The following is a 19,623-nucleotide window of genomic DNA, read 5'->3' as shown; positions in this document are numbered from 1 at the left end:
GTCGTCGTGTCGATGGGCAGGGGGTGCTGCCGGGCGGGCAGCGTGGTGCGGTGTCCGGTCCGCGGGCTCAGTGCTTGGCGGGCAGAAAGCCCACCTTGTCGTACGCCTGTGCGAGGGTCTCGGCGGCGACGGCGCGCGCCTTCTCGGCACCCTTGGCCAGGATCGAGTCGAGCGTCTCCGGGTCGTCCAGGTACTGCTGGGTGCGGTCCCGGAAGGGCGTCACGAACTCGACCATGACCTCGGCGAGGTCGGTCTTCAGCGCACCGTAGCCCTTGCCGGCGTACTTCTGCTCCAGTTCGGCGATACCGGTGCCGGTGAGCGTGGAGTAGATGCTGAGGAGGTTGCTGATGCCCGGCTTCTCGGCCACGTCGTAGCGGATCACCGTGTCGGTGTCGGTGACGGCGCTCTTGACCTTCTTGGCGGTCGCCTTGGGCTCGTCGAGGAGGTTGATCAGACCCTTCGGCGTCGACGCCGACTTGCTCATCTTGATCGACGGGTCCTGGAGGTCGTAGATCTTCGCCGTCTCCTTGAGGATGTACGCCGACGGCACGGTGAACGTCTCTCCGAAGCGGCCGTTGAAACGCTCGGCGAGGTCCCGGGTGAGCTCGATGTGCTGGCGCTGGTCCTCGCCGACCGGGACCTCGTTCGCCTGGTACAGCAGGATGTCGGCGACCTGCAGGACCGGGTAGGTGAAGAGACCCACGGAGGCGCGGTCGGCGCCCTGCCTGGCGGACTTGTCCTTGAACTGCGTCATGCGGGAGGCCTCGCCGAAGCCGGTGAGGCAGTTCATCACCCAGGCGAGCTGGGCGTGCTCGGGGACATGGCTCTGGACGAAGAGCGTGCACCGCTCCGGGTCGAGCCCTGCGGCGAGCAGCTGGGCGGCGGCGAGCCGGGTGTTGGCGCGCAGCTCGGCGGGGTCCTGCGGAATGGTGATCGCGTGCAGGTCCACCACCATGTAGAAGGCGTCGTGGGACTCCTGCAGCGCCACCCACTGGCGGACCGCGCCGAGGTAATTGCCGAGGTGGAACGAGCCGGCGGTGGGCTGGATCCCGGAGAGCACACGAGGTCGTTCAGAGGCCATGGGGCCCATTCTCTCAGGTGACTCTCATAGCTCGGAAACAGGTGTGTGACGGGTGGGAACCGATCCGCCACGGCCGGTGTATCAAGAGTGTGAGGACACAGGGGGAGGTCCTGGAGGGGGGCCGCGTCGTCGATGAGGGTGCGGTGATCGCCCGCGTGCGCGCCGGAGAAGCGGAGGCGTACGCGGAATTGGTGCGGGCGTTCACCGGTATCGCGCTCAGGGCGGCGAAGGCACTCGGTGCGGGACCAGACGCGGAAGATGTGGTGCAGCAGGCGTTCTTCAAGGCGTACTGCTCACTCGGACGGTTCAAGGAGGGCTCGGCGTTCAAGCCGTGGCTGCTCGCGATCGTCGCCAATGAGACGAGGAACACAGTGCGTTCGGCGGTGCGGCAGCGGTCGGTCGCCGGCCGGGAGGCGGCGCTCACCGCGGCGGAGCCGTTGATACCGGAATCGGCGGATCCGGCGGTCGCCGCGCTGGAGGACGAGCGCAGGACGGCCCTGACGGCCGCCCTCGACCAGCTCGGTGAGGAGCACCGCCTGGTCGTCACCTCCCGCTATCTCCTGGAGCTGAACGAGACCGAGACGGCCGAGATGCTCGGCTGGCCGCGGGGCACGGTGAAGTCCCGGCTGAACCGCGCGCTGCGCCAGCTGGAGCGGCTGCTCCTCGGGGAGGGAGGTGAAGAGGATGAGTGAGCGGCACCGCGACGGCGAGTCGGCGGCGGAGGCGGCGCGGCTCCGCGAGGAGCTGCGGGCGCTCGGCCGGTCCATGGACGCGGGAGGCGTGAGCGGCGAGTCGATGGCCGAGCGCGTCCTCGCGCAGATACTCGCGGAGGAGACCCCGGCACCGGTGGCCGAGCCGCCCCGCGCCGCCGAGCGGCTGCGCCGGCTGCGGCACGGGCTCCGGGTGCGGTGGCGGGCGGCGACGGCGGCCCTGTGCGGGTTGCTCGCGGTCCTCGTGCTGACTCCCCCGGTGCGGGCGGCGGTCTTCGAGTGGTTCGACTTCGGCGGCGTCGAGGTGCGGTACGACCCGTCGGCGGCCCCCTCGTCGCGGCCGGCGGTGCCCGGCTGCGGTGAGCCCGTGACGGCGGCCGAGGCCCGGCGTCCGGCCGGGTTCACGCCCGCCGTGCCGACGGCGCTCGGCAGGCCGGACGCGGTATCGGTGACGCGCGAGCCGGGCTCCCGCGTCCTGGTCAGCCTCTGCTGGCGCGAGGAGGATCGCACGGTGCGCCTCGACGAGTACGCGGCCCTCGTCGACCCCGGCTTCGCCAAGACGGTGCCGAAGGCGCCCGAGTGGGTCGAGGTCGGCGGGGAGCCCGGGCTGTGGTTCGCCGAACCGCACCGGCTCACGTTCTGGCTGGTGGACGGGGACGGCGAGCGTTGGCGCCGGTCCGTGCGGACGGCGGGGGCGACGCTGCTGTGGACGCATGGGGACGAGCTGACGCTGCGGCTGGAGGGTGTGGCGTCGAGGAAGCGGGCGCTGGAGATCGCGAGATCGGTCCCGTGAGGAGGCCGCCCGTGCCCGGGACTGAGCGGATCGGGTCGGATCAGATCGGGTCGGGTGGATCGGGAACCTGAACGGCTCGGGCGGTGTACCTGAAGTGAATCGGCGCGGAGGGCCGCGCCGGCGGGCGGCTGGGGGATCGGCATGCGGACGGCAAGGGGACTGTGCGGGGCGGCGGCGGGACTGGGGATCGCCGGGGCGCTGGTGTTGGCAGGCGCTCCGGGCGCGGCGGCGGGCGGACCGACGAGCGTGCTGCTGGTGTCACCGGAGAGCACGCAGAGCGCCGCGCTCTACTACAGCGACAAGGAGTACGGCCAGTTGGAGAGGTGGCTCCAACCCAAGGGCTCCACCGGTCAGCGGGAGGAGGCGCCGGGCCTCGGCGTCGGCGAGAGCAGCCGCCAGATCAACATCACGTGGATGGTCCACGACGTGCGGCCTTGGCGGGTGGACCGGGTCTATCCGACGCTGACGGACAAGAAGGACGCGGACCTCTGGGTGCACAGGTCGACGGATGTCGCCTCGTTGAACGGCGGCTGGTATCGGGCGAAGGAGCCCGCGCGTCTGGTCTCCCTCTTCAGGGAGCTGGGGTTGATGGGGAAGGCGTCCGACGTGGGCAGCCCCGGGATCGCGCCGGGATCCGAGGTGCCGCCCGCCCCGTCGGTCGCCGAGAAGGGCGAGGAGGGGCAGGCGGCCGTCGTCCGGGGCGGCGGGCCGGGCAGTGGGGGCACGGACTGGTGGTGGGCGATACCGGGCGCGGCGGCGGGGGCGGTCGCCGCGCTGCTGCTCCGGGGGCCGGTGGCCGAGGGCCTGGCGGCGGTGGCGGGGTGGCGGCGCCGGCCTCGTGACGCCGGGCCCCGCCAGGAGTTGCGGGACCTGTGATCCCGAGTGGCGGGCGGGCCGCCCCCCCCCCCCCCCCCCCCCGGTCCGGTCCGGCTGCGCGGTGCGGCCGGAGCGGGTGCGGGGGCGGGTGCGGGGGCGGCCGGGGCCGTCGCGGGTCAGGCGGTGGGCAGGCCGGGGGCCGGGTGGACGGCCATCAGGTCGGCGACCTCGGACCTGATCTTCGTCAGGGCGTCCTCGTCCCCGGTGCGCGCGGCGGCGACACCGCGGTCGATCCACTCGGCCACGGTCGCCATGTGTTCCGTGCCGAGACCGCGGGAGGTCAGGGAGGGGGTTCCGATGCGGACGCCCGAGGGGTCGAAGGGCTTCCTCGGGTCGAAGGGGACGGTGTTGTAGTTGACGACGATCCCGGCCCGGTCGAGGGCCTTGGCCGCGATCTTGCCCGGGACGTCCTTGGGGGTGAGGTCCATCAGGATCAGGTGGTTGTCGGTGCCGCCGGAGACCAGGTCGAAGCCGCGGGCGAGCAGGGCCTCGGCGAGGGCCTTGGCGTTGTCGACGACCGCGTGGGCGTAGTCGCGGAAGGAGGCCCGGGACGCCTCGTGCAGGGCGACCGCGATGGCCGCGGTGGTCTGGTTGTGCGGGCCGCCCTGCAGACCGGGGAAGACCGCCTTGTCGATGGCCTTGGCATGCTCCTCGCGCGACATGAGCATCGCGCCGCGCGGGCCCCGCAGCGTCTTGTGCGTGGTCGTGGAGATCACGTCGGCGTGCGGCACCGGTGAGGGGTGGGCGCCACCGGCGATGAGACCGGCGATGTGCGCGATGTCGGCGACGAGGACGGCGCCGGCCTCGCGGGCGATCTCGGCGAAGGCGGCGAAGTCGATGGTGCGAGGGAGGGCGGTGCCACCGCAGAAGATCAGCTTGGGACGTTCCTTGAGGGCGATGTCGCGGACCTCGTCGAGGTCGATGCGGCCGTTGGTCTCCGGGTCGTCGGTCCGGCGCACGCCGTACTGCACGCCGCGGAACCACTTGCCGGTGGCGGAGACGCCCCAGCCGTGGGTGAGGTGGCCGCCCATCGGCAGGGCCATGCCCATCACGGTGTCGCCGGGCTCGGCGAAGGCGAGGTAGACGGCGAGGTTGGCCGGGGAGCCGGAGTAGGGCTGGACGTTGGCGTGCTCGACGCCGAAGACGGCCTTGGCGCGGGCGATGGCCAGGCGCTCGACGGGGTCGATGTTCTGCTGGCCCTCGTAGTAGCGGCGGCCGGGATAGCCCTCGCTGTACTTGTTCTGCAGGACGGTGCCGGAGGCTTCGAGGACTGCGGCGGAGACGTAGTTCTCGCTGGGGATCAGCCGCAGGGTCTCGGCCTGGAGCTGCTCCTCGGCGCCGACGAGGGCGGCGAGTTCGGGGTCCTCTGCGGCGAGCGCGGAGTGGTGGCGAGGGGAAGAGGAAGGGAGAGTCATGGCGTCCTCCGGGGCGAGCGGTGAGTGTCCGGTCGTGGTCCCGGGGTGCCCAGGCGGGCGGCACCTCGAAGGTCGTGCCTCGCACGGCTTCCTCGGGGTCCGTTCCCCGTGCGCCAGTCACCGTGCTGTCAGGGCCACCCTAGCTGGCACGCCGGTTCGGCAGGTTTCTTCGTCCGCGATGCGAGCGACGATAGAACTTGGGCGCCACACCCGCCCCACGCCGCAGGACGAACGGAGACCCCGTGTCGAGTACGCCATCTCCCCGCACGTCATCGTCATCGTCATCGTCATCCGCGTCATCGTCGTCGTCATCCGTGTCGCCGTCGTCGCGGGCCGGCTCCGGCTCCGGCTCGGGCTCCGGCGCGATCAGCGAGCAGTTGATCGCCTCGGCCGAGGCGCACAGCGCGCACAACTACCATCCGCTGCCCGTCGTGGTCGCCACGGCCGAGGGCGCCTGGATGACCGACGTCGAGGGCCGGCGCTATCTCGACATGCTCGCCGGATACTCCGCCCTCAACTTCGGCCACGGCAACCGCCGGCTGATCGACGCCGCGAAGGCGCAGCTGGACCGTGTGACGCTGACGTCGCGGGCCTTCCACCACGACCGGTTCGCCGAGTTCTGTACGCGCCTGGCGGAGCTCTGCGGCAAGGACATGGTGCTCCCCATGAACACCGGCGCGGAGGCCGTCGAGACGGCCGTGAAGACCGCGCGGAAGTGGGGGTACCGGGTGAAGGGGGTGCCGGACGGGCAGGCGAAGATCGTTGTCGCCGCCGGCAACTTCCACGGCCGGACCACGACCGTCATCAGCTTCTCCACGGACGAGGAGGCCCGGGCGGACTACGGCCCGTACACGCCGGGGTTCGAGATCGTGCCGTACGGCGATCTGGAGGCGCTGCGCGCGGCGGTCACCGACGACACCGTGGCCGTGCTGCTCGAACCGATCCAGGGCGAGGCGGGGGTCCTCGTGCCGCCGGCCGGATACCTGCCGGGTGTCAGGGAGCTGACCAGGGAGCGCCGGGTCCTGTTCATCGCGGACGAGATCCAGTCGGGGCTCGGCAGGACGGGGCGTACGTTCGCGTGCGAGCACGAAGGTGTGGTCCCGGACGTGTACCTGCTGGGCAAGGCGCTCGGCGGCGGGGTCGTACCGGTCTCGGCGGTGGTCGCCGACGCCGATGTGCTCGGTGTCTTCAGGCCGGGTGAGCACGGCTCGACGTTCGGCGGCAATCCGCTCGCCTGCGCGGTGGCGTTGGAGGTCGTCGACATGCTGTCGACGGGTGAGTTCCAGCAGCGGGCCACGGAGCTGGGCGAGCATCTCCACGCCGAGCTGCGGCTGTTGACCGGCACGGGCAAGGTCACGCAGGTGCGGGGGCGCGGACTGTGGGCGGGCGTCGACATCGCCCCGGCGTACGGCACGGGACGGGAGGTCTCCCAGAAGCTCATGGACCGGGGGGTGCTGGTCAAGGACACGCACGGGTCGACGATCCGCATCGCTCCCCCGCTGGTCATCAGCAAGGAGGACCTGGACTGGGGGCTCGATCAGTTGCGGGCGGTTTTGAGTTGACGGCCCTGAGGCCGGGGCCGGGCCCCGGCCTCAGCTTCGGGTTCGGGTTCGGTCTAGGGCCTGGTCGGGGGGTCTTGGTCTTGGTCGAGGGTCGTCATGATGCCTTTGACCAGGGGGTTCGGGTCGTTCTTGCGCCAGGCGACGGCGACTCGGGTGCGCGCCGTATTGGGGGTGATCCTGCGGAAGGCGACACCGGCGAGGCGGATCCGGCGGATGCTCTCCGGGGCCAATGACACGCCCAGGCCGGTTCCGACCAGGGCGCAGATGGTCTGCCATTCCACGGCGTGCTGGGTCACCTGGGGGGTGAACCCCGCGGCGACGCAGAGATCGGTGATCTGGTCGTAGAGCGGCGGACCGACGGCACGAGGCAGGAGTACGAAGGCAGAGTCCGCCAACTGCTCCACCCGGACGGATCGTTGGGCCGCGAGCGGGTGCGCGGCGGGCAGGACGGCCACGAACGGTTCGGTCAGCACGGTCTCGAAGCCGAGCTCCGCATCATGGGCAGGTGGCTCCCGCAACAGGCCGATGTCGATCGTCTTTTCGCGCAGGGCGGCCAGTTGCGGTGTCGTGGTCATCTCTTGGATGTCCAGATGCACGGCGGGAAACCGTTCCCGGAAGGTTCGCAGCAGGCTGGGGAGGACGGTGAGGGCGAGGGAGGCGGCGAAGCCGATCCGGAGGCGGCCGGCCCTGCCGCTGCCGACGTCGCGGGCTGCGGTCAGCCCTTCCGCGAGGTGGGTGAGGGCGCGCCGGGCGGCGGGGAGGAGTTCCCGCCCTGCCGGGGTGAGGCCGATGCGTCCGGGTTCGCGGCTGAACAGTGCGTGGCCGACCTTGGACTCCAGGCGGCGGATCTGCTGGCTCAGCGGAGGCTGGGCGATGCCCAGGCGGGTGGCGGCGCGGCCGAAGTGGAGTTCCTCGGCGAGCACGACGAAGGCGTGCAGCTGCGGCAGGGGAAGTTCGGGGCGCTCCATACGCCTAGAGATATCACTCCGTGCCTGAAGTCGTATTAGACGTATCGGAGTTGGGCCCTTAGCGTTCGGCGCATGACAGAGCGACGTTCCCTCCTCAGCGGCTCGACGTTCGAGGAACAGATCGGCTATGCCCGTGTGATGATCGACGGCGACTGGATTCATGTGTCCGGGACGACCGGATTCGACTACACCACCATGACGATCTCCGACGACGTGGTGGAGCAGGCCGAGCAGTGTCTGCGCAACATCGAGGCCGCCTTGACCGAGGCGAAGTGCACCTTCGCCGACGTGGTGCGGGTGCGGTATCTGCTGCCCGACCGGGCCGACTTCGAGCCCTGCTGGCCGGTGCTGCGTCGCGCGTTCGGCGAGGTCCGGCCGGCTGCCACCATGCTCATGTGCGGTCTCGCCGATCCCCGGATGAAGATCGAGATCGAGGTGTACGCGCGGCTGACCACCGCGTGACCAGCGCCTGACCAGCGCCTGACCGGGGTGGCGGCCGCTCAGAGGATCACGTGCGGTACGAACCGTGCGTACTCGTCCGTGATCAGGCCGGACGACTCGCGGATGCCGAGGCCCGCCGCCTCGTCCGCCACGACCCAGGCGCCGAGCACGACCCGGTTGCCGTCGAAGTCGGGGAGCGGCGCCAACTCCTGGTAGCAGCACGGCCCTTCGGGCTTCGCGGGGGCCGCGGGGGCCACGGGCGTCACGGGGGTCGCGCCCGGCTCGTGCACCGTCACCCCGGCGCCCTCGCGGCCGAGCAGCGGCTTGGTCACGTAGCCGGTCGTCGCCGCCAGTTCGCGGGGGCCGTCCAGGTAGGCGGGCAGGAGGTTCGGGTGGTCCGGGTAGAGCTCCCAGAGGATCGCCAGGAGCGCCTTGTTGGAGAGGAGCATCTTCCAGGCGGGTTCGATCCACAGCGTGGAGCCGGTGCCGCCGCCGTTGTCGAGGGTCTCCAGGACGTGCGGGGCGAAGCGGTCCGTGGTCGGCCACTCCCACGGGTAGAGCTTGAAGCAACTGCGCATGAAACGGAGCTTCTTGTCGACGAAGCGGCGCGAGAGCCGGTCCCAGCCGATGTCCTCCATGGAGATGGACTCGGCGGCGAGGCCCGCCTGTTCGGCCGTCTCCCTCAGGTACGCGACGGTCATCAGGTCCTCGCCGAGCTCGTCGGCGGCGGAGTGCGCGAAGTACAGCGGGCCGCCGGGCGGCAGCAGCGGGGCCTGCTTGCGCCACGCGTCGACGAGCCGATCGTGGAGGGAGTTCCACTGGTCGGCGCCGGGGAAGCGCTCCTCCATCCAGAACCACTGGGGGCTCGCGGCCTCGACGAGGGAGGTGGGGGTGTCGGCGTTGTACTCCAGCATCTTGGCCGGGCCCGTGCCGTCGTAACGCAGGTCGAAACGGCCGTACAGGGAGGGGAGTTCGGCCCTGCGGTGCCAGGCCTCGGTGACGGCGGCGGCCACCCGGGGGTCCGTGATGCCGAGGTCGGCGAGGCGGTCGTGCTCGACGATGTGCCCGGCGGCGGCCAGACACATCGCGTGCAGTTCCTCGACGACCTCTTCGAGCGCCTCGACCTCGGGGAGGGAGAAGACGTAGTGGGCGCTCTCGTCCCAGTAGGGGCGCAGGGTGCCGTCGGGGTAGCGGGTGAGGGGGTAGATGAGCCCCTGCTCCTCGACGGTCCGCTGCCAGTGTGGGCGCGGTTCGATCGTGCGGCGTTCCATCGTGTGCGTTTCCGGGTCCCGGGCGCTCAGCCGCCGCCGCTGCCGCTGCCCGAGCAGCCGAAGCCGTCCCGGTCGACGGCCTCGCTGCGGCTGAACGTGCCGTGGTCGGCGTGGCGTCCGTCGACGTCCGCGTCGTAGTACCAGGCGGCGTCGGTGCGGCCCGACGTGTTGCCGGTGCCGTAGGAGCCGCCGCGGGACTTGCCGGAGGACGAGGAACCCGACCCTGAACTCGAACCGGAACTCGACCCCGAGCCGCCGGACGCGCACTTGCTGTCGCTGACGATGCGGTAGCCGTTGGCGAAGTCGTAGCTGTCGCGGTCGACGCAGCGGCGGTCCGGATCGGAGCCGCAGGAGGTGAGGGCCGCGGCGAGCACGCCCATGCTGCCGAGCGCGACCGTGCTCGACCTCAGACGCCGTTGCTGTTTTTTCCCCGCCATGTGGTGCCACTCCCCCGTGTCGTACGTGATGCCGCCGCGGCCTCTTGGTACGCGCGTCCGTCGTCGTACCGCGATCGGCGATCAGCGTAGGGAAGACCCGGGACCCCGTGCCGGCCACCTCCCCCGGATGTCCCTTGCGTCTCCTTTGGACCTCCTCGGCTCCCCGGCGGCCGGGCCCGGCTCACCGTCCTCTACAGTCACTTCGTGTCTCTTGGGATGATTTGCGCACTCGGTTCGGCGGTCTGCTTCGGTACGGCCTCGGTTCTCCAGGCGGTCGCCGCGCGCGCCACCACGCCCGGCACCGGTTCCGGGGTCGACCCGGCGCTCCTGCTTCGCGTCCTGCGCCAGTGGCGCTACCTCGCGGGGCTCGGCCTCGACGGGCTCGGCTTCCTGCTGCAGATCGTGGCGCTGCGCTCCATCCCGATCTACGCGGTGGGCGCGGCGCTCGCCGCGAGCCTCGCCGTCACGGCGGTCGTCGCGGCCCGGCTGCTCAAGGTGCGGCTGAGCGGCGTCGAATGGGGCGCGGTGGGCGTCGTCTGCGCGGGGCTCGCGATGCTCGGGCTGGCCTCCGGCGACGAGGGCGAGGGCACCGGCTCGACGACCCTGCGGTACGTGATGCTGGGCGTCGCCGCCGCCGTCCTGCTGCTCGGCGCCGTCGCGGGGCGGCTGCCCGGGCGGGGGCGGGCGCTGGCACTCGGCCTCGGGGCGGGGTGCGGTTTCGGGGTGGTCGAGGTGACCGTCCGCCTCATCGACGACATGGCGCCGGGCGCGCTGCTCACCAACCCGGCGACGTACGCGCTGCTGCTGGGCGGAGGCGCGGCCTTCCTGCTGCTCACCTCGGCGCTGCAGCGCGGCTCGGTGACCACGGCCACGGCGGGCCTGGTGATCGGCGAGACGATCGGCCCGGCGCTGGTGGGCGTCGTATGGCTGGGCGACCGCACGCGCGGAGGCCTGGAATGGCTGGCACTCCTGGGCTTCGCCGTAGCGGTCGCGGGAGCGCTGGCACTGGCCCGATTCGGCGAGAGCCCTGCGGGGGGCGAGGCGGGGGACGGGGCTCGGTGATGTGGCGGGGGTCTGTGACCTGGCGCGGGGCGGTGAACCCCGCCCCCTGAACCCTCACGGCAACACCCTGCAAAGCGCCTCCAGTGCCCCCGTCCACGCGTGGTCCGCCGGGGTGCCGTAGCCGACCACCAGTGCGTCCTGTCTGGGCGTCCGGGCCAGGGGGTGGCGGAAGGCGGTCAGGCCCTGGACTGCTAGGCGTTCCCAGGTGGCTGCCTGGACTATGGACCGTTCGGTGCCCGGGGGGAGTTCGAGGACGGCGTGCAGGCCCGCCGCGATGCCGGTGGCGCGGACGTCCGGGGCGTGGGCGGCCAGCGCCGCCACGAGCTGGTCACGGCGGCGCCGGTAGCGCAGGCGGGCGCCGCGCACATGGCGGTCGTACGCCCCCGAGGTGATGAACTCCGCCAGCGTCAGCTGGTCCAGGGCGCCGCAGAACGCACCGGCCGCCTCCTGCTCGCCGAGTACCTCCTCCTGCAGGCCGCTCGGCACCACCATCCAGCCCAGGCGGAGCCCGGGGGCGAGGGACTTGCTGGCCGTGCCGAGGTACACGACGTGTTCGGGGTCGAGTCCCTGCAGCGCGCCCACGGGCTGGCGGTCGTAGCGGAACTCGCCGTCGTAGTCGTCCTCCAGGATCACCCCGCCCTCGCGCCGCGCCCAGTCGACGGCGGCCGCCCGCCGGTCGGGGTGGAGCGGCACGCCCATCGGGAACTGGTGCGCGGGGGTGAGCAGGACCGCCTTCGGGGATCGGGGGCCCAGCGACGAGACGTCGGTGCCGAGGCCGTCGAAGTCGAGGGGCGTCGTGCGCAGTCCGGCGCGGTGCAGCAGGTTCCAGTGCAGGTCGAGGCCGTACGACTCGACGGCCACCTCCGGTGTTCCGCGGGCCCGCAGCACCCGGCCAAGGAGCGCGAGGGCGTGCACGAACCCGGCGGTGATCACCACGCGGCCGGGGTCGGCGTGCACGCCGCGGGCCCGGGCGAGGTAGCCGGCGAGTGCGGTGCGCAGCTCGACGCGGCCGCGCGGGTCGGGGAAGCCGAGGGCGTCGTTGGGTGCCGCGGCCATCGCGCGCCGGGCCGCCTTGAGCCATTCGGCGCGCGGGAACGCCGACAGGTCCGGGGTGCCGGGGCCGAGGTCGTACACCGGAGCGCCGCTCCTCCTGCGGGGCGGCGCGGGCCGCACCGGTGGCGCGACGACGCGCTCGGCGACGCGCGTGCCCGAGCCCTGGCGTGCGGTGAGCCAGCCCTCGGCGACCAGATCGGCGTAGGCGTCGGCCACGGTGTTCCTGGCGATGCCGAGGTCGGCGGCGAGGGAGCGGGACGACGGGAGGCGGGTGCCGGGGGCGAGGCGGCCGCCGCGCACGGCCTCGCGCAGGGCGTCGGTCAGGCCCTTGCGGACGCCGTGGCGGGAGGCGTCGCCGCCGGTCTCCAGATGGAGGTCGACGCCGAGCCCGTCCCCAGAAGTGGCCCATGTTTCTCCCATGGAAATGGACCATACCCGTGGGTCACCGGCTCCGTAGGGTCGACGGCATGACCACGAACGCGACCCCCACCGCCAGTCCCCGGAGCACCGACAGCACCCCCGCCGCCGGGGAGTACGTCCACGAGCACACCCCCCGCCTCGCCTGGGCGCAGCACGCCCCCGAGGTCTTCAAGGCCATGATCAAGCTCGACGCGGCCGCCCGTAAGGGCCTCGACCCGGTGATCTACGAGCTCGTCAAGATCCGCGCCTCCCAGATCAACCGCTGCGCGCTCTGCCTGGACATGCACAGCAAGGACGCCCTCAAGGCGGGCGAGAGCGTCGAGCGGATCATCCAGCTCAGCGCCTGGGAGGAGTCCCAGCACTTCTACACGGCCAAGGAGGTGGCCGCCCTCGAACTGACCGAGGCGATCACCGTCCTGACCGACGGCTTCGTGCCGGACGACGTGTACGCGCGGGCGGCCGCGCACTTCGACGAGGCGGAGCTGACCCAGCTCATCTCGGCCATCACCGTCATCAACGCGTGGAACCGCTTCGGCGTCAGCACCCGCCAGGTGCCGGGCCACTACACGGCGGCCGACGCCAAGTGAGCGCTCGCACCACGTACTTGGACAAGGGCGTGGCCGGCGCGATGCGCACGCTCGGCGCGGCGGCCAAGCGGGGGCTCGGCGACCCCGTCCTCGCGGAGCTGGTGATGATCCGGGCCTCGCAGCTCAACGCGTGCGCGTTCTGCCTGGACATGCACGTGGACGTCGCGCTCGGGAACGGCGAGAGCCCCCGGCGGATCGCCCTGCTCGACGCCTGGCAGGAGGCGGGCGCGGCCTTCAGCGAGCGGGAACGCGCCGCTCTCGCGCTGACCGAGGCGATCACCGTTCTCACCGAGGGCTTCGTGCCCGAGGATGTGTACGAGAGAGCGGCCGGACACTTCGACGAGGGCGAACTCGCCCATCTCATCGGCGTGATCACGGTCATCAACAGCTGGAACCGGCTGATGGTCAGCCGCCGCATCGAGCCTGGAGGCCCGGCATGGTGAACCACGTCGACACACTGCGCGCCCTGCACCACGGACGGGCGCCCGGCGACCCGCTGGTCCTGCCCGGGCCGTGGGACGCCGCGAGCGCCCGGGTGTTCGAGGAGGCGGGGTACGAGGCGCTGGCCACGCCCAGTGCCGGTGTCGCGGCCTCGCTGGGGTACGAGGACGGGCAGGTGCCGGCCGAGGAGATGTTCGCGGCGATCACGCGGATCGTCCGGGCCGTCTCGGTGCCCGTGACCGCCGACATCGAGAGCGGGTACGCGCTCGCCCCGAAGGAGCTGGTGGACCGGCTCCTGGAGACGGGCGCGGTCGGCTGCAATCTGGAGGACTCCGCCGGCGGCCACGGCAGCGGCCCCGAGGCGCTCAGGGACCCCGCCGAGCAGGCGGCCTTCCTCGCCGAGGTGCGCAGGGAGGCGGGCGACCGGCTCTTCGTCAACGCCCGGGTCGACACCTTCATCAGGGGCGTCACCGACCCCGCGGCCGCCGTCGAGCGGGCCCGCCGGTACGTGGCGGCGGGCGCGGACTGCGTGTACCCGATCCTGGCGCCGGCCGAGGTGATCCCCGTGCTGCGGGCGGAGATCGAGGGGCCGCTCAATGTGGTGGCGCGGCCGGACGGGCCCACGCTCAAGGAGCTCGGGGAGCTCGGCGCCACCCGGATCACGTTCGGTCCCGGGCTGCTGCACCGGACGATGGCGGCCCTGCGCGGGATCGCCGACGGGCTGGCGTAGCCGCCGGAGCACGGCGGCGCGCCGAACACGGCGGTGCCGGGCGCCCGTTCACACGGGCACCCGGCACCGGGTGGGCGTGGCGGCCTACTTGGGAAGCCACCCCTTCCACTTCGCCTCGTGGTCCTCGACCCACTTCTTCGCGGCGTCGTCCGGCGACATCTTCTTGTCGGCGATCATCAGGGAGACCTCGTTCTGGTCCTCCTCCGACCACTTGAAGTTCTTCAGGAACTTCGCGGCGTCGCCGCCGTTCTTCGCGAAGTCCGCGTTGAAGTACTTCTGCAGCGGCGTGTGCGGGTAGGCGCACTTGATCTTGGCGGGGTCGGCGTCGCAGCCCTCCTTGTACTTCGGCAGCTTCACCTCCGTCATCGGCACCTTCTCGAACAGCCACTGCGGCTTGTACCAGTAGGTGAGGAACGGCTTCTTCTGCTTGGCGAACTGCTCGATCTGGGTGATCTGCGCCGCCTCGGACCCCGCGAAGACGACCTGGTAGTCCAGGTCCAGGTTCTGCACGAGGGCCTTGTCATTCGTCACGTACGACGGGGAGCCGTCCATGAGCTGGCCCTTGCTGCCGCTCTCGGACGTCTTGAGCCGGTCCGCGTACTTGTTGAGGTTCTTCCAGTCGGTGACGTCCGGGTGCTGCTTCGCGAAGTACGTCGGCACGTACCAGCCGATGTGGCCGGTCACGCCGACGTCACCGCCGGGCACGATCGTCTTCTTGTCCTTGACGTACCGCTGTTCCTGGTCCGGGTGGCCCCAGTCCTCCATGATCGCGTCGACGCGGCCCTGGCTGAGGGCGTCCCAGGCGGGCACCTCGTCGATCTGGACCTTGTCGACGCGGTAGCCCAGCTCGTTCTTGAGCAGGTACTCGGCGACGGCGACGTCCGCCTGCGCGCCGACCCACGACTGGACGGAGAGGGTCACCGTCTTGGCGCCCTCGGCGTTCGCGTACGGCGACGCCTGCTTGCTCATGTCGGCGGCGCCGCAGCCGGAGAGCGCCAGCAGCGCGCCCCCGGCCGTGACGGCACTCATGACACGCGTACGAACTCGCATGTCACGCTCCCTTCTTCGCGCGGCGGGGCCGGCGTTCGGTGGGCTGCGTGACCCGGTCGAGCATCAGGCCGAGGCAGACGATCGCGGCACCGGCCACCAGACCGGTCGCCAGGTCGCCCTGGGCGATGCCGAACACCACGTCGTAGCCGAGCGCGCCACCGCCGACCAGGCCGCCGATGACGACGACGGCGAGGACCAGGACGACGCCCTGGTTGAGGGCGAGCATCAGCGCGGGGCGGGCCAGCGGCAGCTGGACCTTGCGCAGCTGCTGCCAGCTGGAGGCGCCGAGCGAGCGCGAGGACTCCATCGCGGCGGCGTCGACCTGGTTCAGGCCCTGCGTGGTGATGCGGACGACGGCGGGCAGCGCGTAGACGACGGCCGCGGCGACCGCGGGGGCGCGGCCGATGCCGAAGAGCGCGACGACGGGGATGAGGTAGACGAACTGCGGCATCGTCTGGAAGACGTCGAGCACCGGCCGGAGCAGGCTTTCGAGGCGCTTGCTGCGGGCGGCGGCGATGCCGATGGCGAAGCCGAGGACCAGGGTCACGGCGACACCGGCGAGGACCTGCGCGAGCGTGTCGAGGGACTTGTCCCAGACGCCGAGCACGCCGATCGCGGCCATCGCGGCGACGGCGGTGAGCGCCGTCTGCCAGGTGCCGATGAGCCAGGCGAGCGCGGCGACGACGAGCAGCACCGACCACCAGGGCAGGCCCTGCAGGCCGTCCCTGACCGGGTTGAGGACCCAGGTGGTGAAGTGCGAGGCCCAGTCGGCGGTGCCGCCGACGACGGGCACGCCGGTGTAGATGTGATCGACCATCCACTCCTTGGCGGTGTTCACCGAGGGGGCGATGTTGACGACCCAGCCGGTCGGCCAGTCCACGCGGTCCGCGAAGCGGGCGGCGAGCGCGACGACGACCGTGCCGGCGGCGGCGATCGACCAGCCGCGCCAGCCGCGCAGTGCCGACGTGTCATCGGCGCTGCTCCCGGCGTGTTCGCCCGCGGCGCCGGTGACGCGGTCGAGGACCACGGCGAGCAGCACGATCGGGATGCCGGCGGCGAGCGCCTGGCCGACGTCGACGGTGGAGAGCGCCTGGTAGACGCGGTCGCCGAGACCGCCGGCGCCGATCACCGAGGCGATGACGGCCATGGAGAGCGCCATCATGATCGTCTGGTTGAGGCCGAGCAGGAGCTGCTTGGCGGCGAGCGGGAAACGCGCGGAGAACAGCCGCTGCCTGCTGGTCGCGCCGAGCGAGGTGACCGCCTCCATCACGCCGCCGTCGGCGCCGCGCAGGCCGAGCGCGGTGAGCCGGGCCATCGGCGGGGCCGCGTAGACGACGGTCGCGATGATGGCGGCGGGCACGCCCATGCCGAAGACGAGGGCGAACGGCAGCAGGTACGCGTAGGCGGGAAGCACCTGCATGGTGTCGAGGACGGGCCGCAGGATGCGGAAGACCCGGTCGTTGAGGCCGCCCGCGAGGCCGAGGAGCAGGCCGATCACGACGGAGGCGAGGACGGCGACGATCATCAGGGCGAGCGTCTGCATGGTCGGCACCCACATGCCGAGCAGGCCGCAGACGGCGAACGCGGCGGACGCCATGACGGCGAGCTTGACGCCCGCCGTGCGCCAGGCGATGAGGCCGGCGCCGATGGTCACGCCGGCCCAGCCGGCGGCGAGCAGCACGAGGTAGACGCCGCGCACGGAGAGCACGATGGCGTTGCTGACGTGGCCGAGGAAGTAGATGAACAGCGGGTGGCTGTCGCGGTTGTCGATGATCCAGTCGGTCGTCCTGCCGAGCGGCTCGGTCAGGTCGACGGTGAGGGCGTCGGGCCAGGCGCCGGAGGCCCACTTGGCGTTGAGGATCGGCACGAGGACGGCCGCGGCGACGGCGAGCAGCAGGAGCTTGCCGACGGCACGGTGGCGCAGGAGCGCGCCGATCCCCGTGTCCCGTACGGGCCCGGAAGCGGTGGCGGTGGCCATCAGGCGACCACCTCGCCCCGGCCGGGGACTGTGTCCGCCGCGGGGACCGAGGTCCCGGCGACCACGGCGAGCAGCCCGGCGTGGTCCACCACGCCCAGGCAGCGCTTGCCGTCCATCACGCGCACCGGGAAGCCGGTGCGGGCGACGGCCTCGATGGCCTCGGAGACCTTGGCGTCGGGCGCGAGGGCCGCGCCGCGGCTCTCCTCGTCGCCGCCGGCCGGGCGCATGGCGCTGCGCACGGTCATCACGTCGGCGCGCACCACGTCGCGGACGAAGTCGCGGACGTAGTCGTCGGCCGGGGAGCCGACGATCTCCTCGGGCGTGCCGAGCTGGACGACGCGGCCGTCGCGCATCAGGGCGATGCGGTCGCCGAGCTTGAGGGCCTCGCTGAGATCGTGGGTGATGAAGACCATGGTGCGGCCCTCTTCGCGGTGCAGGCGGACGACTTCTTCCTGCATGTCGCGGCGGATCAGCGGGTCGAGGGCGCTGAACGGCTCGTCGAAGAGGAGGACCTCGGGGTCGACGGTGAGGGCGCGGGCCAGGCCCACGCGCTGCTGCTGGCCGCCGGAGAGCTGGCCGGGCCTGCGCTGTTCGAGTCCTTCGAGGCCGACCTTCTTGACGACTTCGAGGGCCTTGGCGCGGCGCTCGGCCTTGCCGACGCCCTGGATCTCCAGGCCGTACGCGACGTTGTCGAGGACGGAGCGGTGCGGCAGCAGGCCGAAGTGCTGGAAGACCATGGCGGCGCGGTGGCGGCGCAGTTCGCGCAGGCGGGCCTTGTCCATGGCGAGGACGTCCTCGCCATCGATGGCGAGGGAGCCCGAGGTGGGCTCGATGAGCCGGGTCAGGCAGCGTACGAGGGTGGACTTGCCGGAGCCCGACAGGCCCATGACGACGAAGACCTCGCCCTTGTGGACGTCGAAGGAGACGTCGCGCACGGCCGCGGTGCAGCCGGTCTGCTCCCGCAGTTCGGCGGGGCTGAGGCCGTGCACCTCGGTGTTACCCGGTATTCGCTCGGCGCCGGGTCCGAAGACCTTCCAGAGGTTGCGGACGGCGAAGACGGGCCCTTCGGCCGTCTCGTCGGTCGTCTTGTCCGTGGTGGTCACGGTGGCCTCGCTCATCGGCCGTCACCCCCAAGGATCTCGGCACATTTCTCCCCGACCATGAGCACTCCGATCATCGGGTTCACGGCGGGCATCGTCGGGAAGACGGATGCGTCCGCGATACGGATTCCTGCCAGGCCCCGGATCTTCAACTCCGGGTCGACCACGGCGAGTTCATCAGTGGAGGCACCCATTCGGCAGGTGCCTGCGGGGTGGTAGACGGTGTGCGCGGCCTTGCGCACCAGTTCGCTGATCTCGGCGTCGTCGGTGACCTCGGGGCCGGGGAAGACCTCGCGCTTGAGCCACTTCTTGAACGGCTCGGCCTCGGCGACCTTGCGGGCCAGCTTGATGCCGTCGACGAGGGTCCGCCCGTCGTAGTCGTCCTCGTCCTCGAAGTACTTGAAGTCGAGGGCGGGCTTGACCTCCGGGTCGGCCGAGGTGAGGTAGAGGCGGCCGCGGGAGCGGGACTTGGGGATGTTCGGGGTCATCGACACGCCGTGCTCGGGGCGTTCGTAGCCGAGCCGCTCCGGGTTGTCGGTGAACGGGATCTGGTAGAAGTGGAACATCAGGTCCGGGCCCTTGTGGTCCGGGTCCCGCTTCACGAAGAGACCGGCGTCCGAGTCCATCGCGGAGTTGCCGGGGATCGGCCCGTTGGTCTCCCAGACGATGACCGACTCGGGGTGGTCGATGAGGTTCTCGCCGACGCCCGGCAGGTCGTGGACGACCGGGATGCCGAGGGCCTCGAGGTCCTTCTTCGGGCCGATGCCGGAGTGCATGAGCAGCCGCGGCGTGTCGATGGCGCCGGCGCAGACGAGCACCTCGCGGCGGGCGGTGAAGAGCTTCTCGACGCCGTCCTTGGTGCGGATGTGCACGCCGCGGGCGGTCTTGCCGTCGAGCTCCAGCTTGGTGGCCCAGGTCTCCAGGAAGAGGTGGAGGTTGGGGCGGTCACCGGCCTCCATGTGGGGGTGCAGGTAGGCGACCGAGGCGGAGGAGCGCTTGTTGTTCTCCGGGTGGTACGAGAGGTCGAAGAAGCCGACGCCCTCGTCGAAGGGCTTGTCGTTGAAGCCGATGACCTCGGGCACGCCCAGCGCGGTCTTCGTCGCCTCGACCCAGTCGGTGGCGATCTGGTTCTGGTCCTTCTTGGCGACGCGCACGATGTTGTTGCGCAGCTTGCCGAAGTAGGGGTCCATCGCCTTGGCGTTCCAGCCGGTGGCGCCGGCCGCCTCCCACTCGTCCCAGTCGGAGGGCAGCGGCTTGAAGGAGATCAGCGTGTTGTGCGACGAGCAGCCGCCGAGGACCTTGGCGCGGCTGTGCAGGATGTGCGAGTTGCCGCGCGGCTGTTCGGTGGTCGTGTACTCGTAGTCCAGCTCGCCGCCGAGCAGACCGAGCCACTTGCGCAGCGTGAGGACGTCCTCACGGTCGATGTCGCTGGGGCCGCCCTCGATGACGGCGACGGTGACGTCCGGGTTCTCGGTGAGGCGGGAGGCGATCACCGATCCTGCGGTTCCGCCGCCGACGATGACGTAGTCGAACTCGGTCTGGTCAGACATGCGTGGTGCTCCTCTTCCTGCGAGGTCGTGCCAAGGTGCTTGCGCGTAATGAGCGGGGGCGCTTGAACATGTTGCGCGCGGGGCGGACCTCCCGCCCC

19 protein-coding genes and 1 riboswitch are annotated in these 19,623 nt (G+C 71.6%); of the genes, 9 read left to right on the top strand and 10 right to left on the bottom strand.

The annotated features are described in order from the left end of the window. Positions 1–67: 67 nt before the first annotated feature. Complete coding sequence (gene trpS / locus ACZ7DY_RS06865) at positions 68–1,081, bottom strand: tryptophan--tRNA ligase (protein WP_471130983.1); 1,014 nt, start codon at positions 1,079–1,081, stop codon at positions 68–70. An 89-nt stretch (positions 1,082–1,170) separates the two neighbouring features. On the opposite strand from trpS, the gene ACZ7DY_RS06860 reads away from it, so the two are divergent. The 3 genes from ACZ7DY_RS06860 to ACZ7DY_RS06850 all read left to right on the top strand — a co-directional run bounded on the left by ACZ7DY_RS06860 (position 1,171) and on the right by ACZ7DY_RS06850 (position 3,460). Next, on the top strand, positions 1,171–1,773 hold the full coding sequence (locus ACZ7DY_RS06860) for an RNA polymerase sigma factor (RefSeq protein WP_471130981.1): 603 nt from the start codon (positions 1,171–1,173) through the stop codon (positions 1,771–1,773). Continuing rightward, positions 1,766–2,584, top strand: coding sequence for a hypothetical protein (locus ACZ7DY_RS06855; protein ID WP_471130979.1), 819 nt, complete (start codon positions 1,766–1,768; stop codon positions 2,582–2,584). Before ACZ7DY_RS06860 ends, ACZ7DY_RS06855 begins: the two co-directional genes overlap by 8 nt. A 141-nt stretch (positions 2,585–2,725) precedes the next feature. After that, the gene (locus tag ACZ7DY_RS06850; protein ID WP_471130977.1) at positions 2,726–3,460 is read left to right on the top strand and encodes a hypothetical protein; all 735 of its coding nucleotides are present in this window, start codon (positions 2,726–2,728) and stop codon (positions 3,458–3,460) included. 116 nt (positions 3,461–3,576) lie between these two features. Here the strand turns inward: ACZ7DY_RS06850 and ACZ7DY_RS06845 are convergent, their stop codons facing one another. Further along, positions 3,577–4,875 (bottom strand): serine hydroxymethyltransferase, encoded by a 1,299-nt coding sequence (locus ACZ7DY_RS06845; RefSeq protein WP_471130975.1) that lies wholly within the window; start codon positions 4,873–4,875, stop codon positions 3,577–3,579. Positions 4,876–4,915: 40 nt separating this feature from the next. After that, a riboswitch (ZMP/ZTP riboswitch) is annotated at positions 4,916–5,006 on the bottom strand. Between the two features lie 234 nt (positions 5,007–5,240). Between ACZ7DY_RS06845 and rocD the strand changes: the two genes are divergently transcribed. Then, complete coding sequence (gene rocD, locus ACZ7DY_RS06840) at positions 5,241–6,437, top strand: ornithine--oxo-acid transaminase (RefSeq protein ID WP_471132358.1); 1,197 nt, start codon at positions 5,241–5,243, stop codon at positions 6,435–6,437. Positions 6,438–6,490: 53 nt separating this feature from the next. Here the strand turns inward: rocD and ACZ7DY_RS06835 are convergent, their stop codons facing one another. After that, complete coding sequence (locus ACZ7DY_RS06835; RefSeq protein WP_471130972.1) at positions 6,491–7,405, bottom strand: LysR family transcriptional regulator; 915 nt, start codon at positions 7,403–7,405, stop codon at positions 6,491–6,493. 72 nt (positions 7,406–7,477) lie between these two features. Here ACZ7DY_RS06835 and ACZ7DY_RS06830 point away from each other — a divergent pair, with 72 nt between their 5' ends. Next, the gene (locus ACZ7DY_RS06830; RefSeq protein ID WP_471130969.1) at positions 7,478–7,867 is read left to right on the top strand and encodes a RidA family protein; all 390 of its coding nucleotides are present in this window, start codon (positions 7,478–7,480) and stop codon (positions 7,865–7,867) included. 38 nt (positions 7,868–7,905) lie between these two features. Here ACZ7DY_RS06830 and ACZ7DY_RS06825 read toward each other — a convergent pair whose 3' ends face one another. Then, positions 7,906–9,117 (bottom strand): glutathionylspermidine synthase family protein, encoded by a 1,212-nt coding sequence (locus tag ACZ7DY_RS06825; protein WP_471130966.1) that lies wholly within the window; start codon positions 9,115–9,117, stop codon positions 7,906–7,908. A gap of 26 nt (positions 9,118–9,143) precedes the next feature. Next, a complete protein-coding gene (locus tag ACZ7DY_RS06820) occupies positions 9,144–9,554 on the bottom strand; it encodes a hypothetical protein (protein ID WP_471130965.1) in 411 nt (136 codons plus the stop codon). Between the two features lie 216 nt (positions 9,555–9,770). On the opposite strand from ACZ7DY_RS06820, the gene ACZ7DY_RS06815 reads away from it, so the two are divergent. Then, a complete protein-coding gene (locus tag ACZ7DY_RS06815) occupies positions 9,771–10,616 on the top strand; it encodes a DMT family protein (protein WP_471132356.1) in 846 nt (281 codons plus the stop codon). Positions 10,617–10,670: 54 nt separating this feature from the next. On the opposite strand, the gene pdxR is transcribed toward ACZ7DY_RS06815, so the two are convergent. Continuing rightward, the gene (gene pdxR, locus ACZ7DY_RS06810; RefSeq protein WP_471130963.1) at positions 10,671–12,089 is read right to left on the bottom strand and encodes a MocR-like pyridoxine biosynthesis transcription factor PdxR; all 1,419 of its coding nucleotides are present in this window, start codon (positions 12,087–12,089) and stop codon (positions 10,671–10,673) included. A gap of 47 nt (positions 12,090–12,136) precedes the next feature. On the opposite strand from pdxR, the gene ACZ7DY_RS06805 reads away from it, so the two are divergent. The 3 genes from ACZ7DY_RS06805 to ACZ7DY_RS06795 are packed head-to-tail and all read left to right on the top strand — an operon-like array spanning position 12,137 to position 13,847. After that, positions 12,137–12,676 (top strand): carboxymuconolactone decarboxylase family protein, encoded by a 540-nt coding sequence (locus ACZ7DY_RS06805; RefSeq protein WP_471130960.1) that lies wholly within the window; start codon positions 12,137–12,139, stop codon positions 12,674–12,676. Next, positions 12,673–13,119 carry a carboxymuconolactone decarboxylase family protein gene (locus ACZ7DY_RS06800; protein ID WP_471130957.1) on the top strand — a complete coding sequence of 149 codons (447 nt, stop codon included), beginning with the start codon at positions 12,673–12,675 and terminating at the stop codon, positions 13,117–13,119. Before ACZ7DY_RS06805 ends, ACZ7DY_RS06800 begins: the two co-directional genes overlap by 4 nt. Then, positions 13,113–13,847 carry an isocitrate lyase/PEP mutase family protein gene (locus ACZ7DY_RS06795; RefSeq protein WP_471130956.1) on the top strand — a complete coding sequence of 245 codons (735 nt, stop codon included), beginning with the start codon at positions 13,113–13,115 and terminating at the stop codon, positions 13,845–13,847. Before ACZ7DY_RS06800 ends, ACZ7DY_RS06795 begins: the two co-directional genes overlap by 7 nt. An 84-nt stretch (positions 13,848–13,931) precedes the next feature. Here ACZ7DY_RS06795 and ACZ7DY_RS06790 read toward each other — a convergent pair whose 3' ends face one another. From ACZ7DY_RS06790 to ACZ7DY_RS06775, 4 genes are read right to left on the bottom strand one after another with little or no spacing between them, the layout of a single operon-like run. Then, the gene (locus ACZ7DY_RS06790; RefSeq protein WP_471130954.1) at positions 13,932–14,897 is read right to left on the bottom strand and encodes an ABC transporter substrate-binding protein; all 966 of its coding nucleotides are present in this window, start codon (positions 14,895–14,897) and stop codon (positions 13,932–13,934) included. 1 nt (position 14,898) lies between these two features. After that, complete coding sequence (locus tag ACZ7DY_RS06785; protein WP_471130953.1) at positions 14,899–16,875, bottom strand: ABC transporter permease; 1,977 nt, start codon at positions 16,873–16,875, stop codon at positions 14,899–14,901. After that, positions 16,875–17,993, bottom strand: coding sequence for a quaternary amine ABC transporter ATP-binding protein (locus ACZ7DY_RS06780; protein ID WP_471130951.1), 1,119 nt, complete (start codon positions 17,991–17,993; stop codon positions 16,875–16,877). Before ACZ7DY_RS06780 ends, ACZ7DY_RS06785 begins: the two co-directional genes overlap by 1 nt. Next, positions 17,990–19,525, bottom strand: coding sequence for a GMC family oxidoreductase (locus tag ACZ7DY_RS06775; RefSeq protein WP_471130948.1), 1,536 nt, complete (start codon positions 19,523–19,525; stop codon positions 17,990–17,992). The genes ACZ7DY_RS06780 and ACZ7DY_RS06775 overlap by 4 nt, the downstream gene beginning before the upstream one ends. Between the last annotated feature and the right edge of the window lie 98 nt (positions 19,526–19,623).

It is taken from the genome of Streptomyces sp. NPDC037013, assembly GCF_055607265.1.
This window is presented reverse-complemented; position numbering and strand designations above follow the sequence as displayed.

Bases quoted from the DNA above. Each gene is read 5' to 3' on its own strand.
- trpS (WP_471130983.1), bottom strand. From the start codon at position 1,081: ATGGCCTCTGAACGACCTCGTGTGCTCTCCGGGATCCAGCCCACCGCC.
- ACZ7DY_RS06855 (WP_471130979.1), top strand. From the start codon at position 1,766: ATGAGTGAGCGGCACCGCGACGGCGAGTCGGCGGCGGAGGCGGCGCGG.
- ACZ7DY_RS06850 (WP_471130977.1), top strand. From the start codon at position 2,726: ATGCGGACGGCAAGGGGACTGTGCGGGGCGGCGGCGGGACTGGGGATC.
- ACZ7DY_RS06845 (WP_471130975.1), bottom strand. From the start codon at position 4,875: ATGACTCTCCCTTCCTCTTCCCCTCGCCACCACTCCGCGCTCGCCGCA.
- ACZ7DY_RS06835 (WP_471130972.1), bottom strand. From the start codon at position 7,405: ATGGAGCGCCCCGAACTTCCCCTGCCGCAGCTGCACGCCTTCGTCGTG.
- ACZ7DY_RS06830 (WP_471130969.1), top strand. From the start codon at position 7,478: ATGACAGAGCGACGTTCCCTCCTCAGCGGCTCGACGTTCGAGGAACAG.
- ACZ7DY_RS06825 (WP_471130966.1), bottom strand. From the start codon at position 9,117: ATGGAACGCCGCACGATCGAACCGCGCCCACACTGGCAGCGGACCGTC.
- ACZ7DY_RS06820 (WP_471130965.1), bottom strand. From the start codon at position 9,554: ATGGCGGGGAAAAAACAGCAACGGCGTCTGAGGTCGAGCACGGTCGCG.
- ACZ7DY_RS06815 (WP_471132356.1), top strand. From the start codon at position 9,771: ATGATTTGCGCACTCGGTTCGGCGGTCTGCTTCGGTACGGCCTCGGTT.
- pdxR (WP_471130963.1), bottom strand. From the start codon at position 12,089: ATGGGAGAAACATGGGCCACTTCTGGGGACGGGCTCGGCGTCGACCTC.
- ACZ7DY_RS06805 (WP_471130960.1), top strand. From the start codon at position 12,137: ATGACCACGAACGCGACCCCCACCGCCAGTCCCCGGAGCACCGACAGC.
- ACZ7DY_RS06795 (WP_471130956.1), top strand. From the start codon at position 13,113: ATGGTGAACCACGTCGACACACTGCGCGCCCTGCACCACGGACGGGCG.
- ACZ7DY_RS06790 (WP_471130954.1), bottom strand. From the start codon at position 14,897: ATGCGAGTTCGTACGCGTGTCATGAGTGCCGTCACGGCCGGGGGCGCG.
- ACZ7DY_RS06785 (WP_471130953.1), bottom strand. From the start codon at position 16,875: ATGGCCACCGCCACCGCTTCCGGGCCCGTACGGGACACGGGGATCGGC.
- ACZ7DY_RS06780 (WP_471130951.1), bottom strand. From the start codon at position 17,993: ATGAGCGAGGCCACCGTGACCACCACGGACAAGACGACCGACGAGACG.
- ACZ7DY_RS06775 (WP_471130948.1), bottom strand. From the start codon at position 19,525: ATGTCTGACCAGACCGAGTTCGACTACGTCATCGTCGGCGGCGGAACC.